This window comes from Actinoplanes sp. NPDC051537, assembly GCF_055586105.1.
On the sequence record NZ_JBVJIU010000023.1, the window covers coordinates 92,353 to 107,501 of the forward strand.

A 15,149-nucleotide genomic window follows, 5' to 3' on the forward strand; every position below is an offset into this window, starting at 1 on the left:
CCGGATTTCATCCCTGGCGGGTGAGATCCACCGGCTCCCGGAGAAGCATCTGGCGGTGCCGCCGGAAGCCACGGCGAAGAGAGAGAGAGGAGTCGCTGGCGCCGGGGTCCACCGGTTGCTGATCGTGGCGGCGGTGGCCGCGGTGGGCGTCGTGCTGGCCGGCGTCGGTGTCGTGGTGGTGGCGACCGGCCTGGTGGACGGGAGCTCCGTGGCGCAACGGGACGCCGGCGGCATCCCGGCGGCCGTGGTGGTGCTGGCGGCGTACCTCGGGGCGTTCCTGGCGGTCTCCGGGCGCGACGCCGGGCTTCCGCCTCGGGCGATGCTGACCGGCACGGGTCTCGGGCTGCTCGCCGCCGCCCTGTTCGCCGGCGCGGTGCCGCTCGTGTGGCCGGCCCTCGCCTGGTGGCTGGGTTTCCTGCTGATCGCCGCGGCCGGGGTCGGCGCCGGATGGCTGAACCGGCCGGTCGAGGTCGGCGCCCGGGCCGGGCTCTTCGCCGCGGTCGCGGCTTGTCAGGCGTTGTTCTTCGCGGCCGCGGTGCTCTACCACTACGGGCCCGACGCCTGGATGCCGTACGCCGGCCCGGGACCGCTGACCGTCCAAGGTCAGATCGAGCAGAACCGGGCCGAGGCGATCGACCCCTACGTCGGCCTGCTGTTCCTCGGCGCGGTGGCCGCGGCCGGGCTGACCGCACAGGCGGTCCGAGACCGGCTGCGCGCACCCGCGATTTCCGTTGGCGGGCAACCGATCGGATGATGTCCGGCTCGTTCTCTATGTATATAGAGTTTCGGCCATGGTTCGACCGAGGCGCCCTTCGGCGCAGACCCTGCAGATTGTCGACGCGCTGGCCGCGGATCGCGGCGCGTGGCGGTATGGCTATGAGCTCGGGCAGCAGGTCGGGCTCAAGGCCGGCTCGCTCTACCCGATCCTGATTCGGCTGCGCGACCGCGGCCTGCTCGAGGCGGCGTGGGAGGACGACCCGGCGCCGGGCCGGCCGCCGCGGCATCTCTACCGGCTGACCGAGGCCGGCGTGCGCTGGGCCGCCGAGGGCCGGGCCGCCGAGGAGCGGGCGGCCGGGGGCCGGGCCGCCGAGGGCCGGGCCGCTGAGGGCCGAGCAGCTGAGGGCCGGGCCGCCGGGGACCGGGCCGCCGTGGTGGCGCCCGTGTCGGCGCCGCGTCGTGCCGCCGTCCGTCCTCGGCTGGGGGAGGCGTGATGACCACGACCGACCAGGACCGGCCGGCCCGGCTGCTCAGCGCCGCGGTGCTGATCATGCCGGCCGGGCGCCGCGAGTGGGGCCGGGCGATGCAGGCGGAGCTGGCCGCGATCGACGACCGGTCGGAGCGGCGCAGCTTCGCCCAGGGCTGCCTGCGGACCGCCGCGGTCCAGTTCCACCTCGTGCGCGGGGCGATTCATCTGATCGTGACGGCCGGCGTCCTGGTGACGCTGCTCGCCTGGGCCGCCACCATCGACTACCCGCCGCTGGCCTGGGTGCTGTACCCGGTGCTGCTGGTCCTGACGGTGGTGAGCTGGGAGGCGCGCCGGGCCGGCATGCTCGGGCCGACCGGCGGCGGCGTCGTCGCGTGGGTGCTGCGCGGTGGGGGCTACCTGGTCGCCGTCGCGATCGGGGTGGTCGCCCTCGCCCATGCCCATCCCGCCACGCTTGAGGCCACCGATGCCGGCATCGGCCTCCTGGTGCTGTCCACGATCGCCGCGAGCATCCTGATCGGGCTGACCACGGTGACCGCGAGGCGATCGGCGGCGACCGCGCGGGTGCTGGTCATTGGCTTCGGCAGCGCGCTGGTCGCGACGTCGGCCTGGGTGGTCCTGGTGATGCTCGTCCCGCCGATCCCGACCTCGGTCGGCCGGGCGCTGGCCCTGACCGTGGTGGCCGCCGTCGTGGCGGTGGCGGCGAGCTCGGTGCCGGCTGGCTCGGTGCCGGCTGGCTCGGTGCCGTCCGGCACGATGCCGGGACGCCTGCTGGCCGGGCTGATCGCCACGGCCGCCACGTTGGTGCTGATCTTCGCCGCGGTGGTGGCACTGGCGAACTGGGGACCGGACAGCATCATTCCGGCGATCACGCCGGCGGCCCTGCCCGGCCACCGGGTCAGCGAGAGCCGGATCGAGATCGTCGACCCGTACGTGCTGGTCCTGGTCTTCGGCGCGGCGGCGGCGACGGCGCTGAGCCTGGCCGCGGTGGCCACCCGGCGGCCGCTCGCGGCGCGCGGCCGGGGCTGAGCGTCACAACTAAGCCTTGCCTCATTCACCGTCCGTTCATCTAACGTTCTGGATACGTGCATGCGGCAAGGAGGCTGGCATGGGGCTCAAACCGTTCGCGATCAGCGGTCGCCGCGCGGCCGTCGGCGCCGTCACCGCGCTCACCCTCGGACTGGCGGCGAGCTCCCCGACCTGGGCCACCGGCCGCTCGGCGAACGATCGGCCCCATCAGCCGCCGGCCCCGGCCGCCGCCAAATCGCCGATCCGGCACGTCGTGGTGATCTTCGACGAGAACATCTCGTTCGATCACTACTTCGGCACGTACCCGCGGGCGGCCAACACCGACGGCACGCGATTCACCCCGGCCCGGGGCACGCCGCGGGTCAACGGGCTGTCCCCACGGCTGCTGACGCACAACCCCAACGCGTACAACCCCGGCCGTCTCAGCCACGAGCAGGCGCTGACCTGCGACCAGGACCACTCGTACGCCAATGAGCAGAAGGCGTACAACGGTGGCCGGGTCGACAAGTTCGTCGAGTTCACCAACCACGACACGTGCACCGGCCAGCCGATCCTCTACGGCCGGCCGGGCCTGGTGATGGACTACTACGACGGCAACACGGTCACCGCGATGTGGAACTACGCGCAGCACTTCGCGCTCAACGACAACTCGTACGACTCGAACTACGGGCCGTCCTCGCCCGGCGCGATCAACCTGATCTCCGGCAACACCCACGGCATCCACGCCGTGGACTCGCGAACCGGTGAGCCGGTGACCGACACCTACGCCGTGGCCGCCCCCGACGCGCACGGGGTCGGCACCATGATCAATGACCCCGATCCGGCGTACGACGACTGTTCCGACAGCAACCACACCGCGACGTCCGCGCTCGGCGTGTTCACCGGCCGCAACGTCGGCGACCTGATGAACGCGCGCGGCGTCTCGTGGGGCTGGTTCCAAGGCGGCTTCCGGCCGACCGGGACGGCCGGCGGCTACGCGGTGTGCGGGTCGACGCACACCAACATCGGCGGCAACGCGGTGGTCGACTACAGCCCGCACCACAACCCGTTCTCGTACTACGCGTCGACCAGCAACCCGAAACACCTGCCGCCCACCTCGGTCGCGGCGATCGGGCACACCGACCGGGCCAACCACAACTACGACCTGGCCGACTTCGACGCCGCGCTGGCCTCGGGGAACCTGCCTTCGGTCAGCTACCTGAAGGCCGCGCAGTACCAGGACGGGCACGCCGGCTATTCGGACCCGCTGGACGAGCAGGCCTTCCTGGTCCGGGAGATCAACGCGATCCAGCGCTCGCCGCAGTGGGCCTCGACCGCCGTCGTGATCGCCTACGACGACTCCGACGGCTGGTACGACCACGTGATGCCGCCGCTGGTCAACGGCTCCGACGACCCCGCGACCGACCAGCCGTGGTGCCGCTCGCGGCCGGCCGCCGGCGGGTACGCCGACCGGTGCGGCTACGGCCCCCGCACGCCGCTGCTGGTGATCAGCCCGTACAGCCGGGTCAACCACGTCGACCACACGCTGACCGACCAGACCTCGGTGCTGCGGTTCATCGAGGACAACTGGGGGCTCGGCCGGATCGGCGACTTCTCGTACGACGCCCGGGCCGGCGGTCTCGGCGGGATGCTCGATCTGCGCGGCCGCGCGCACACCCGGCCGGTGATCCTCGACGCCGCGTCCGGAGCAGTGGTTCGCGGGTGAGGCCCGGGACGGTGCTGGTGGCGGCCGCGGCGCTGGTCACGGCCGCCTGCACCGGCGCCTCCCCGCCGTCGCCGGACGGCGCGGTGCACGTCACCCGCGGCGGCTGCGGCACCGGCTGGAGCCGCCCGCACGGCGGTGACCAGAGCATCGCGGTCAAGAACGTCGGCATCGTGACCATGGAGGTCGACCTGGTCGACCCGGCCACCCGCGGCGTCTACGCCGAGATCGAGTCGCTCGCCCCGAACGCGACCCGGCCGATGCCGGTCACCCTCGCGCCCGGGCGGTACGCGTTCACCTGTTACCCCGACGGCTCGGACGCGGAGACCGGTCCGGTGGTCACCATCACCGACGGCCCGGCGCACGGCATGCCCGCCGTCGTCCCGGTCTCGGAGAACGACCTGGCCGGTCCCGTCCGGGTCTACCGCGGCCGGGTCGCGGCCGGGCTGGCCACGCTCGCGACCGGCGTCGCCCGGTTGCGGGCCGCGCTGGGCGACGGCGACCGGGTGGCCGCCGAGCGGGCGTGGCTGACCGCGCAACTGGCCTACAGCCGGCTCGGGGCGGCGTACGACACGTTCGGCGACGCGGCGGACGCCATCGACGGGCTGCCGGCCGGCGCACACGATCCGGACTTCACCGGCCTGCGCCGGATCGAGCACGGCCTGTGGCACGGCGCGTCCCTGCCGTCGCTGACCGGGATCGCCGACCGGCTGGTCGCCGACGTCGCCGGGCTGCGCACGACGTTCGCGGCCGAGCGCACCGACCCGAACGACCTGCCGCTGCGAGCCCACGAGATCCTCGAGAACACGCTGCAGTTCGAGCTCACCGGGGCGGCCGACCAGGGCGGCGGCGCCGGGCTCGCGATCATGTCGGCCAACCTGGACGGCACGCGCATGGTGCTCGACGCGCTCGCCCCCGTGCTGCGTCCCCGCTATCCCCGCTGGACGACGGCGATCGGCGAGCTCGACGCGCTGCGCCGGCTGGTCGGGGCGCAGAACCGCCACGGCCGCTGGACCGCGCCCGCGGCGCTCGGCCGGGCCGACCGGCAGCGGCTCGACGGCGCGCTCGGCCAACTGCTGGAGGACCTGGCCCCGATCGCGGTCATCGGCGAGGTACGGAGGACGGGGTGACCGCCGACCGGCGCACGTTCCTGCGCGGTGTCGGCGCCGCCGGCCTGGCCGCCGCGCTGAACGGGCCGTCCCGCGCCGTCCCGGCCGTCGACTTCCACGGCGAGCACCAGGCCGGGGTGCTCACGGCGCTTCAGCCGTACGGGATCCATGTCGCCTTTGATGTGATCGCGGCCGACCGGGCCGGGCTGACCGACCTGTTCCGCGTGATCACCGATCGGGCCCGCTTCCTCACCGCCGGCGGCGCCCCGCCCGACCCCGGGATCACCGCGCCCCCGGCCGACTCCGGCGTGCTCGGCCCGATCGTGCCCGCCGACCACCTGACGATCACCGTCGGCGTGGGCGCCTCGCTGTTCGACGACCGGTACGGTTTGGCCGCGCGCAAGCCGGCCGAGCTCACCACCATGCCGGCGTTCCCCGGCGACCGGCTCGACGACGCACAGACCCACGGCGACCTGAGCCTGCAACTGTGCGCCGACAACCGGGACACCGTGCTGCACGCCCTGCGCGACATCGCCCGGCACACCCGCGGCGGCATGCAGATCCGCTGGAAGATCGACGGGTTCGCCTCGCCGCCCCGGCCCGCGGGCACCCCGCGCAACCTGATGGGCTTCAAGGACGGCATCAGCAAGCTCGACACCGCCGATGCGGGGCTGATGGACCGGATGGTGTGGATCCCGGGCGCCACCGGCCGGCCCTGGGCGGCCGGGGGGTCGTACCAGGTGATCCGCATGATTCGCATGCTGGTCGAGTTCTGGGACCGGGTGTCGATCACGGAGCAGGAGAAGATGTTCGGCCGCCGCCGCGACTCGGGCGCGCCGCTGGACGGCGACCACGAGGACGACGTGCCCGACTACGCGGCCGACCCGGTCGGCGCCGCGATCCCGCTGACCGCGCACATGCGACGGGCCAACCCGCGCACGCCGGACACCGCCGGCAGCCGCCTGCACCGGCGGCCGTACAACTACGACCGGGGTGTCGACGCGGTCGGCAACCTCGACATGGGGCTGGTGTTCTGCTGCTACCAGCAGGACATCGGGCGGCAGTTCGCGGCGACCCAGAAGCGCCTGGAGGGCGAGCCGCTGACCGACTACATCCAGCCGTTCGGCGGCGGGTACTTCCTGATCCTGCCCGGGGTCCGGGACGCCGCCGACCACCTGGGGCGCGGTTTGACCGCACGCTGAGGCCCGGCGATGCGTACGATCGTACGCATGACTTCTGTGGAGCCGGTCGACGGTGACGCGCGGTCCATGCGGGAGCGCATGCTGGCCGGCGATCTCTATCGGGGCGCCGATCCGGAGCTGGAAGCCGAGATGCGGCACGCGATGGTGCTGAGCAAGGCGTTCAACGACAGCGACCCGCGTGACACGGCCGGCCGGCGGGCGCTGCTGCGGCAGTTGCTCGGCACGCTCGGCGACGAGGTGGACATCCGGCCGCCCCTGCACGTCGACTACGGCAGTCATCTGCACGTCGGGGACCGGACGTTCGTCAACTTCGGGCTGACGGCCCTCGACGTGGCGGAGATCCGGATCGGCCAGGACGTGCTGATGGGGCCGAACGTGCAACTGCTGACGCCGACCCATCCGATCGATCCGGAGCCGCGCCGGGCCAAGTGGGAGGCGGCCCTGCCGATCACGATCGGCGACAACGTGTGGATCGGCGGCATGGCGGTGATCTGCCCCGGCGTGACCATCGGCGACAACTCGGTGATCGGCGCGGGCGCCGTCGTGACCAGGGACATCCCCGCCGATGTGGTCGCGGTGGGCAACCCGGCGCGCGTCATCCGGTCCGTGTACGGCAAATGACCGGTCATCCGGTGGCGCCGCCGGTGCGTATTACCCGTCGAATCGATCCGAGTCTCGATGGGGGAGCATGGTGCGCCGAGCGCTGGAGATGGGCCGTCCCTGGTTGATCGGTTGCGTCGTGGTGATGGCCCTGGCGGCCTGCGCGCCCGGCGTCACCAGCGGGCCTCAGCCCGCGCCCGGCGTCACCAGCGGGCCTCAGCCCGAGCCGGCGCTTACCGGTATCGACCCGACATGCACCAAGGCAACCAAGGTCAAGATCATAAAAACCGGGCGGTCGTACGCGTTCAGCCCGTCCCGCCTCACGATCAAGCGCGGGTCAGCGCTCGCCGTCACCAACGGGTCGGACGCCGCCCGCACACTCTCGTCGAGCCCCGACGCGGGCATCGTCACCAGCGTGGTCGATCGCGGCGAGCGGCAGGTCATCCAGTTCCCGGACGAGGGCGCCTTCCGGGTGGAGAGCGCCGGCGCCGTGCTGCGGCTGACCGTCGCCGGCGACAGCGGGTGCGGGGCGCCGGCGCACACGTTGGCCATCGTCGCCACGTCCGGCGGCTACGCGTTCGTGCCGGCGAGGGTCACGGTGGCCGCGACCGAGAACTTCGCCGTGACGAACCGGTCCGGCGCCGCCCAGACCGTGGTCTGCGGCAAGGACGACTCGCCGTTGGCGAAGGGCGAGACGCAGCTGCTCGCCCTCGACGAGCCGGGCCGCTACACGTGCACCACCACCCGGCACGGCGAGGCGAAGGCGACCGTCACGGTGACGAAGCTCGGCGACACGCCGACAAAATCTGGGTCCAAGTAACTAGATTTACTTGCCGGCTTCGGTTAGAGTTCCTGGTGTTGACAGACGAGATCGCGGAAAGACGCTGACAGATCGACCGAGCGTTACGCAGGGCCTGCACCCATGTCGCGGGCTCGCTCGGCGACCGGCAGTTGGCTCGCCGCACGTGTTGAGGCCGTGAAGTTGCGTGGGCTTCGGCACCGGCGGGCAGCACGAGATGTGAAGTAGCACGACCGAAAATGAGAAGCAGAGGAAAGGGAGGGCTGAACACCGTTGGATCGCCCGCCACCAGGACGTTGTTGAGCCCGGGGCGGACACCGCAGTTTCCATCGAACGAGAGGTGGTCTCCGGTCACGCTTATGCGATCCTCGCACCCGACGCCGCCGACGGCGGCCGGTGCGGATACGACAAACCGACGAGCCTGTCGGTAGATGGTGTTTGTAACCCGTAAACCCTGGGCCCCGGCGCTTCCGCGCCGGGGCCCTCGTCATGGAGAGGATGTATGGCCCCAACCGACGACATGTTCGGGGACGACGACTACCCCGCCTACACGATGGGCCGCGCCGCGGAGATCACCGGCGCCTCGCAGGACTTTCTCCGCCGGCTCGACGAAGCCAAGTTGATCAGCCCCTTCCGGTCGGCCGGCGGCCACCGCCGCTACTCGCGCTACCAGCTGCGCCTCGCCGCGCGGGCCCGCGAGATGGTCGAGCAGGGCACCGCCCTCGAGGCCGCCTGCCGGATCATCATCCTCGAGGACCAGCTCGAAGAGGCCCTCCGGCAGAACGAGAACTACAAGCGCCAGCAGGAAGCCGGCGCCTGACCGATGACTCCGATCACCGCCCGGCGGGCGGCGCTGTTCCTGCTGTTCTTCATCCCCGGTCTCCTGCTCTCGTCCTGGGTCACCCGCACCCCCGAGGTCCGGGACATGCTCGGCGCGTCGACCGCCGAGATGGGTCTCGTGCTGTTCGGCCTGTCGGCCGGCTCGATGCTCGGCGTCCTGGGCTCGGGGCCGTTCGTCTCCCGGTTCGGCGCCCGGCCGGTCATCACCGTCGGCATCTGCGTGGTGCTGCTCAGCATGCCGGTGATCGGGCTCGGCGCGTACCTCTCGCAGAGCGTCCTGGTCGCCGCGGGCCTGTTCCTGTGCGGATTCGGGATCGGCGGCGGCGAGGTCGCCATGAACGTCGAGGGCGCCGACGTCGAACGGGTCACCGGCCGGATCGTGCTGCCGACCCTGCACGGCTTCTACAGCCTCGGCACCGTCCTCGGCGCCGCGACCGGGACGGTGCTCACCCTGGCCGGCCTTCCGGTCGTCTGGCACCTGGCCCTGGTGAGCGTGCTTTCGGCGCCGGTGGCATACCGGTCGGTCCGGCGCCTGCCCTGGGGCGTCGGGAAGCAGCCACGCCGTACGCCGTCCGCCGGAGCCGCCGGAGCCGCCGGAGCCGCCGGAGCCGCCGGAGCCGCCGCGCCGGCGCCGGCGCCGGCGCCGGCGTTTTGGCGGGACCCGACGCTGCTGCTCATCGGCGGCATCGTGCTCGCCCTCGCGCTCGCCGAGGGCTCGGCCAACGACTGGCTGCCGCTGATCATGGTCGACGGGCACGGCCTCGGCGCCGCCGTGAGCTCCGGCGTCTACCTAGCCTTCAACGTCGCCATGACCACCGGCCGCTTCGCCGGCGGACCGCTGCTCGCCCGGTTCAGCCGCCCCGCGGTGCTCGGCGGCAGCGCCGTCGTCGGCGGCATCGGCCTCGCCCTGGTCGTGCTCGCCGACAACGCGCTCGTGGCCGGCGCCGCCGTCCTGCTCTGGGGAGCCGGCGCGGCCCTCGGCTTCCCGGTCGCGCTCTCCGTCGCGGGCGACTCCGGCCCGAACGCCACGGCCCGCGTCTCGATCGTCGCGTCGGCCGGCTATGTCGCCTTCCTCGTCGGGCCGCCCGCACTCGGCTTCCTCGGCGACCACTACGGCCTGCGCGGGGCGATGGTTTTGGTCCTGGCGCTGGTGGCGGGGGCCGCTTTCCTCACCGTTCCGCTGCGGGCCCGGCTCGGGCGAAGCGAAACGCCCGGCGACGACCACATTCCCGCTACCGCGACGCCACGATAGCGGGCGCCCCACCGCCGGGCTTCCGGTGCGGGCTCGCGGTAGGGCTTGGGGTGCGGACTGGGTTCGGGAGCTCTGCTTACCTATACGCGCGTCGGGTTGTGGCCTCGCGGTGGGGTTTGCGGTGCGGATTGGGTTCGGGAGCTCTGCTTACCTATACGCGCGTCGGGCTGTGGCCTCGCGGTGGGGTTTGCGGTGCGGACTGGGTTCGGGAGCTCTGCTTACCTATACGCGCGTCGGGCTGTGGCCTCGCGGTGGGGCTTGGGGTGCGGACTGGGTTCGGGAGCTCTGCTTACCTATACGCGCATCGGGCTGTGCCTCGGGGCGGGCGCGGAAGGCGTCGAGCGTCAGCGTCGCGAAGCGGCGCGCCGCCGCGAGCCGCCGGTCCGGGGGAGTGGCGGCCAGCGCGCGCCCGGCCAGCAGCACGAGGATCACGTCGTCGAGCACGAAGTCGGCGCGCAGCGTGCCGGCCTTCTTCGCGCGCCGGCACAGGTCCGCGAGCAGTCGCAGCATGCTCGCTCGGTGCCCCGAGAAGTCGGCGGCACCGGGGTACGACGACAGGAAGGCGTCGACGAATCCCTGGTTCTGCGCGTTCAGCTCGGTCAGTCCGCGGATCACCGCGCTCAGCCCGCGCCACGGATCCGGGTCGGCGCATCCGGCCCGCACGATCGCGCCGCACTCGGTCACCTCCTGGCGGAACGCCTCGTCGACCAGCGCCTGCTTGGTAGGGAACCGCCGGTAGAGCGTCGCGGGACCGACCCGTGCCCGGCGAGCGATCTCGCGCATCGGCACGTCCAGGCCACGCTCGGCGAACAATGCCCGCGCCGCCTCGAGGACGCGGTCGCGGTTGTCCCGGGCGTCCGCGCGCAGCAGGTGAGGCAACTGATCGGCCATGGCCTCTCACTTTAGCCAAGTGGACGGGGGCGTCCGCTACGGTCGCGGCATGAAGGCAGTGATCATTCGAGAGTTCGGGGATCCGGACGGCATGGCGGTCGTCGACGCGCCCGCGCCCGATCCGGCGCCCGGTCAGGTGCTCGTGGCGACGGAGGCGATCGGGGTGGGCGGCGTCGACGCCGTCATCCGGCGCGGCACGCTCGGCGGCTACGGCTTCCGGGCCGGCATCGTCCCGGGCAGCGAGGTGGCCGGACGCGTGGTCGCCGTCGGCGACGGGGTCGGCGCCTCGTGGCTCGGGCGGAGCGTGTGGGCGTTCACCGGCGTCGGCGGCGCCTATGCCGAGCGCGCGGTCGCCCGCCTCGACGACGTGACCCCGCTGCCGGACGGCCTCGCGCCGGTCGACGCGGTGGCGCTGGGCAGCGCCGGGCCGGTGGCGCACTTCGCCCTCGCCCACGCCCGGTTCGCGCCCGGCGAGTCGGTGCTGGTCCGCGGGGCGGCCGGCAGCATCGGGATCACGGCGGTCCAGCTGGCCGCGGCCGGCGGCGCGGGCCCGGTCGCGGTGACGACCTCGTCGGCCGAGCGCGGGAAGCGGCTCCGGGAACTCGGGGCCACCGTAGTACTCGACCGGAACGGCGAGGGGTCGCCGGCCGAGTTCGACGTCGTCCTCGACGTGATCGGCGGCCCGGCGCTCCCGTCGTTCCTCGACCGGCTCGCCGACAACGGCCGCCTGGTGGCGGTCGGCGTCGTCGGCGGACACCCGCCGGCCGACTTCGGCATGGCGTTGATGCGCTCATTCCAGCGATCCCGTACGTTCGCCACGTTCAGCCTCAACACGGTGCCCGTGGCCGAGCGCAACCGGGTCCGGGCCGCCCAGTTCGCGGCCGCCGCCCGCGGTGAGCTGCGCCCGGTGGTGCACGACGTCCTGCCCCTCGGCGACGCGGCCGCCGCGCACCGCCGGATGGACGCGGGCGAGGTGTTCGGGCGCATCGTCCTCACCCCCTGACCGGCTCTACAGCGGCCGCCCGCGCCAGCTCGCGAGCGCGGCCAGGGCGGCTCGCCGTCCGACGGCCGCGCCCACCTCGTCGGTGTGGCGGAAATGCACGCCCTCCCCGACTCGGGCGTCGATGTTGTACCGGGTCAGCTCCGACCACTGCCGGTAGGTCAGCGTCACGTCGCTCGCCGCGGCGCTGGTCAGCGCGAACGCGGCCGGCGGCGGCCCGGCGAGCCGCTCGAGCACGGCCTGTGCCGCGCCCGCGTAGGTGGTGTGCCCGGACGGATATTCGGGATGCGCGGGGGTGGCGATCAGCGGGGTCCACGCCGGGTCGGGTGCGACCGGGCCGGTGCGGATCGCGGTGACCGGACGCCAGAACAGATACTGGTACTTCGCCCGGTAGGTGGTGATCTGCGCGTCGATCGTCGCGGCGTGGAACAGGGCGATGAGCGCGATCCGCCGGTCGAGCGGGCGCCGGTCCGCGACGGCGGTGCGCAGGGCCCCGGTGAAGCCGTTGAGCGAGGTCTGCGACCAGAACCGGGCCACGGCGGTCTGCCGGGGCGTACGCACGGCGCTGTCCACCGCGCCGACCGCGCGCGACTCGGCAAGGTCCCGGAGGAACACGGCGCTGCCGATCGCCGGCGGCGGCCCCGGCTGCAGCGGCTCGACATCGCGCACCAGGAACGGCCGCCCGTCGCCCTGCCCGGCCTGGACCGCGGTGGCGAAGGCGGGCGGCGTCGGCTGCCACACGCCGGGCGCGGCCACCGGCGGTGTGAACGGACGGTTGACCGAGGCCAGGTCGAGCCCGTCGCCGGCGCGCTCGGCGAGCACCGCGCGGGCAGCCTCGGCCCCGGCGGCGACGGCTCGCTCCGGGCGCCGGACGCGCAGCCGGGCCAGCGTGGTGGCGAGCGCGTCGTCGAGCACCGGCGCGGCGGCCGGGTTGGTGCCGATCAGCGTCTCGTGGACGGCGGCGGCCAGCGCGAGCTCGGCGTCGGCGCCGGGCCGGACGGCGGACACGGCGCGCCAGGCGGCGATCCAGGCGATGGCCCAGGTACGGCTGTTGGTCACCTGCTGGGGGCCGGTGATGACCCCGATGGCGGCGGCGGTGAGGTCGTACCACGCGAGCAGCGTGTCGGTCCGGGGCGCGGTGGCGCCGGCCGGCGCCGGAGCCAGCACGGCGGCGGCGCTCGCGCCGACCGCGGTCGTCAGCACGGCGCGGCGAGTCATGGCCTTCGATGAGAGCATGCCGTGACGCTAACCCTCATATCCCATGGGCTCAATAGGATAATGAGGATCGGCTCGATTTCTTGCCCGTGGATGGCGACCTGCGCGACGATGCATCCCCCCGGCGGAAGCGAGAACCTCGATGAAGACCGTGATGGTGACCGGACCAGGGCGCACCGCGATCGTCGAGGTCGACGAGCCGCGGGTCGGGCCGGCCGACGCGCTGGTCCGGATGCGTGCCTGCGGCATCTGCGGTTCCGACGGCATGTACATCGCCGTCGGGGGGATTCCGCCTCGGCAGGGCGCCACGCCGCTCGGTCACGAGCCGGCGGGGGAGATCGCGGCGGTCGGCGCCGGGGTCACGGGCATCGCCGTCGGCGACCGGGTGGTGCTCAACCCGATGGCCGCCTCGGACGGGATCATCGGCAGCGGCGGGGCGCAGGGCGGTCTCTCCGAGTTCGTCCTGGTCAAGGACGCCGAGGCCGGCCGCCACCTGGTCACGGTGCCGGAGCACATCCCGTACGAGGTGGCCGCCCTCAACGAACCGATGGCGGTCGCCACCCACGCCGTCAACCGCCTCGAACCGCGGGCCGGCCAGACCGCGGTCGTCTTCGGGGCCGGGCCGATCGGGCTGGGCGCCACCATCGGCCTCAAGCTGCGCGGCGCGGCCCACGTGGTCGTGGTCGACGTGGTTCCCAACCGGCTGGAGAAGGCGATGCGCATCGGCGCCGACGCGGTGGTCAACTCGGCCGAGGAGGACGTGGCCGACCGGCTGCGCGAACTGCACGGCGTCGCGCCGCGGCACTTCTCGCGCGGCGGGCGGCCCGGCACCGAGCTGTACCTGGACGCGGCCGGCGTGCCGGCGGTCATCGAGACGGTGCTCGGCACCGCCCGGCACGGCGCGCGGCTGAGCATCGTGGCCGTGCACAAGAAGCCGGTCAGCGTCGACTTCGGCGCGCTGCTCACGAGCGAGCTGACCATCGCGCTGGCGATGGGCTACCCGACCGAGATCTTCGAGGTCACCGGCGATCTCGTCGAGCACTGGGAGACGTACGCCCAGATCGTCAGCGACCGGGTGCCGTTCGCCGAGGTCGACCGGGCGTTGTCGCTGGCCGCCACCCCGGGCGCGGCGGAGAAGGTCGTCGTCACGTTCCCGTAGCGGTGGTTTCCGGAACCCCCGCCGAGGGTTCGGGTGGTCTGGTCGGGGAACATCTCCGGGCTGAGCCAACTGAGGAGAACACCATTCTTACCGTCAACGCCATCGCCGCGACCTCGGCCACCGAACCGCTCGTGCGCACCACGATCGAGCGGCGCGATCTCGGGCCGCGCGATGTTCTCATCGAGATCCGGTACGCCGGGATCTGCCACTCCGACATCCACACCGTCCGCGGTGAGTGGGGCAAGGTGCGCTATCCGCTGACCGTCGGCCACGAGATCGTCGGCCGGGTCGCCGAGGCCGGCGCCGAGGTCACCAAGCACGCGGTCGGGGACCGGGTCGGGGTCGGCTGCATGGTCAACTCGTGCCGGGACTGCGAGAACTGCGAGGCCGGGCAGGAGCAGTACTGCATCCCCGGCAACACCGGCACCTACGCCGCGCGCGACCGGGACGGCACCATCACGCAGGGCGGCTACTCCACCCACGTCGTCGTCGACGAGGACTTCGTGCTGCGGGTGCCGGAGAACATCCCGTACGAGAAGGCAGCGCCCTTGCTCTGCGCCGGCATCACCACGTATTCGCCCCTGTCGCACTGGAACGCCGGACCCGGCAAGAAGGTCGCCGTCGTCGGCATGGGCGGTCTCGGGCACATGGCCGTCAAGATCGCCGCCGCGATGGGCGCCGAGGTCACCGTGCTGTCGCAGACGCTGAGCAAGAAGGACGACGGGCTCGCGTTCGGCGGCGGTGACTACCACGCGACCAGCGACGCGGCCACGTTCGAGGCGCTCAAGAACCGTTTCGACCTGATCATCAACACGGTCAGCGCGCCCATCGACATGGCCGCCCACCTCGGCCTGCTTCGCCTGAACGGCACGCTGGTCAGCGTCGGCGCCCCGCCGCAGCCGCTGGCCGTGCCGGTGTTCGCCCTGTTCGGCAACCGTCGCTCGTTCGCCGGCTCCGGCATCGGCAGCATCGCCGAGACCCAGGAGATGCTCGACTTCTGCGCCGAGCGCGGCATCGCCCCCGAGGTCGAGGTCATCGGCGCCGACCAGGTCAACGAGGCGTACGAGCGGGTGCTCGCCTCCGACGTCCGGTACCGCTTCGTGATCGACGTCGACACCCTGCGCTAGGGGTGCGGGCGGCGAGCGGC

At 73.0% G+C, this 15,149-nt stretch carries 15 protein-coding genes; 13 read left to right on the forward strand and 2 right to left on the reverse strand.

Annotated elements, in window-relative coordinates; all coding sequences use genetic code 11:
• Window positions 1-115: 115 nt before the first annotated feature.
• The 10 genes from ACZ6TB_RS41600 (at window position 116) to ACZ6TB_RS41645 (ending at window position 9,737) form a co-directional block, all read left to right on the forward strand.
• On the forward strand, window positions 116-754 hold the full coding sequence (locus ACZ6TB_RS41600; RefSeq protein WP_465564977.1) for a hypothetical protein: 639 nt from the start codon (window positions 116-118) through the stop codon (window positions 752-754).
• Window positions 755-791: 37 nt separating this feature from the next.
• Entirely contained in the window at window positions 792-1,211 is a 420-nt protein-coding gene (locus tag ACZ6TB_RS41605) for a PadR family transcriptional regulator (protein WP_465564979.1), read from the forward strand.
• The gene (locus ACZ6TB_RS41610) at window positions 1,211-2,233 is read left to right on the forward strand and encodes a hypothetical protein (RefSeq protein ID WP_465564980.1); all 1,023 of its coding nucleotides are present in this window, start codon (window positions 1,211-1,213) and stop codon (window positions 2,231-2,233) included. Before ACZ6TB_RS41605 ends, ACZ6TB_RS41610 begins: the two co-directional genes overlap by 1 nt.
• 79 nt (window positions 2,234-2,312) lie before the next feature.
• Window positions 2,313-3,938: a phospholipase C gene (locus tag ACZ6TB_RS41615; protein WP_465564983.1), complete on the forward strand. Its 1,626-nt coding sequence runs from the start codon at window positions 2,313-2,315 to the stop codon at window positions 3,936-3,938.
• Window positions 3,935-5,065 carry an imelysin family protein gene (locus tag ACZ6TB_RS41620; protein WP_465564987.1) on the forward strand — a complete coding sequence of 377 codons (1,131 nt, stop codon included), beginning with the start codon at window positions 3,935-3,937 and terminating at the stop codon, window positions 5,063-5,065. The genes ACZ6TB_RS41615 and ACZ6TB_RS41620 overlap by 4 nt, the downstream gene beginning before the upstream one ends.
• A complete protein-coding gene (gene efeB / locus ACZ6TB_RS41625; RefSeq protein ID WP_465564989.1) occupies window positions 5,062-6,246 on the forward strand; it encodes an iron uptake transporter deferrochelatase/peroxidase subunit in 1,185 nt (394 codons plus the stop codon). Before ACZ6TB_RS41620 ends, efeB begins: the two co-directional genes overlap by 4 nt.
• Before the next feature lie 27 nt (window positions 6,247-6,273).
• Entirely contained in the window at window positions 6,274-6,867 is a 594-nt protein-coding gene (locus ACZ6TB_RS41630; protein WP_465564990.1) for a sugar O-acetyltransferase, read from the forward strand.
• A gap of 67 nt (window positions 6,868-6,934) precedes the next feature.
• Window positions 6,935-7,666 carry a cupredoxin domain-containing protein gene (locus tag ACZ6TB_RS41635; RefSeq protein WP_465564993.1) on the forward strand — a complete coding sequence of 244 codons (732 nt, stop codon included), beginning with the start codon at window positions 6,935-6,937 and terminating at the stop codon, window positions 7,664-7,666.
• 481 nt (window positions 7,667-8,147) lie between these two features.
• Window positions 8,148-8,465, forward strand: a complete 318-nt coding sequence (locus ACZ6TB_RS41640; protein ID WP_465564995.1) for a helix-turn-helix domain-containing protein — start codon at window positions 8,148-8,150, stop codon at window positions 8,463-8,465.
• Between the two features lie 3 nt (window positions 8,466-8,468).
• Window positions 8,469-9,737, forward strand: a complete 1,269-nt coding sequence (locus tag ACZ6TB_RS41645) for an MFS transporter (RefSeq protein WP_465564998.1) — start codon at window positions 8,469-8,471, stop codon at window positions 9,735-9,737.
• A gap of 222 nt (window positions 9,738-9,959) precedes the next feature.
• Here the strand turns inward: ACZ6TB_RS41645 and ACZ6TB_RS41650 are convergent, their stop codons facing one another.
• A complete protein-coding gene (locus tag ACZ6TB_RS41650) occupies window positions 9,960-10,628 on the reverse strand; it encodes a TetR/AcrR family transcriptional regulator (protein ID WP_465565001.1) in 669 nt (222 codons plus the stop codon).
• A gap of 49 nt (window positions 10,629-10,677) precedes the next feature.
• Between ACZ6TB_RS41650 and ACZ6TB_RS41655 the strand changes: the two genes are divergently transcribed.
• Complete coding sequence (locus ACZ6TB_RS41655; RefSeq protein WP_465565004.1) at window positions 10,678-11,631, forward strand: zinc-binding dehydrogenase; 954 nt, start codon at window positions 10,678-10,680, stop codon at window positions 11,629-11,631.
• Between the two features lie 6 nt (window positions 11,632-11,637).
• Here the strand turns inward: ACZ6TB_RS41655 and ACZ6TB_RS41660 are convergent, their stop codons facing one another.
• Window positions 11,638-12,864, reverse strand: coding sequence for a vanadium-dependent haloperoxidase (locus ACZ6TB_RS41660; protein WP_465565006.1), 1,227 nt, complete (start codon window positions 12,862-12,864; stop codon window positions 11,638-11,640).
• Between the two features lie 121 nt (window positions 12,865-12,985).
• Here ACZ6TB_RS41660 and ACZ6TB_RS41665 point away from each other — a divergent pair, with 121 nt between their 5' ends.
• A complete protein-coding gene (locus ACZ6TB_RS41665; protein WP_465565008.1) occupies window positions 12,986-14,002 on the forward strand; it encodes a zinc-dependent alcohol dehydrogenase in 1,017 nt (338 codons plus the stop codon).
• 83 nt (window positions 14,003-14,085) lie between these two features.
• The gene (locus ACZ6TB_RS41670; protein ID WP_465565162.1) at window positions 14,086-15,129 is read left to right on the forward strand and encodes an NAD(P)-dependent alcohol dehydrogenase; all 1,044 of its coding nucleotides are present in this window, start codon (window positions 14,086-14,088) and stop codon (window positions 15,127-15,129) included.
• Window positions 15,130-15,149: the final 20 nt, after the last annotated feature.

Bases quoted from the DNA above. Each gene is read 5' to 3' on its own strand.
- ACZ6TB_RS41605 (WP_465564979.1), top strand. From the start codon at position 792: ATGGTTCGACCGAGGCGCCCTTCGGCGCAGACCCTGCAGATTGTCGAC.
- ACZ6TB_RS41610 (WP_465564980.1), top strand. From the start codon at position 1,211: ATGACCACGACCGACCAGGACCGGCCGGCCCGGCTGCTCAGCGCCGCG.
- ACZ6TB_RS41615 (WP_465564983.1), top strand. From the start codon at position 2,313: ATGGGGCTCAAACCGTTCGCGATCAGCGGTCGCCGCGCGGCCGTCGGC.
- ACZ6TB_RS41630 (WP_465564990.1), top strand. From the start codon at position 6,274: ATGACTTCTGTGGAGCCGGTCGACGGTGACGCGCGGTCCATGCGGGAG.
- ACZ6TB_RS41635 (WP_465564993.1), top strand. From the start codon at position 6,935: ATGGTGCGCCGAGCGCTGGAGATGGGCCGTCCCTGGTTGATCGGTTGC.
- ACZ6TB_RS41640 (WP_465564995.1), top strand. From the start codon at position 8,148: ATGGCCCCAACCGACGACATGTTCGGGGACGACGACTACCCCGCCTAC.
- ACZ6TB_RS41645 (WP_465564998.1), top strand. From the start codon at position 8,469: ATGACTCCGATCACCGCCCGGCGGGCGGCGCTGTTCCTGCTGTTCTTC.
- ACZ6TB_RS41650 (WP_465565001.1), bottom strand. From the start codon at position 10,628: ATGGCCGATCAGTTGCCTCACCTGCTGCGCGCGGACGCCCGGGACAAC.
- ACZ6TB_RS41655 (WP_465565004.1), top strand. From the start codon at position 10,678: ATGAAGGCAGTGATCATTCGAGAGTTCGGGGATCCGGACGGCATGGCG.
- ACZ6TB_RS41660 (WP_465565006.1), bottom strand. From the start codon at position 12,864: ATGCTCTCATCGAAGGCCATGACTCGCCGCGCCGTGCTGACGACCGCG.
- ACZ6TB_RS41665 (WP_465565008.1), top strand. From the start codon at position 12,986: ATGAAGACCGTGATGGTGACCGGACCAGGGCGCACCGCGATCGTCGAG.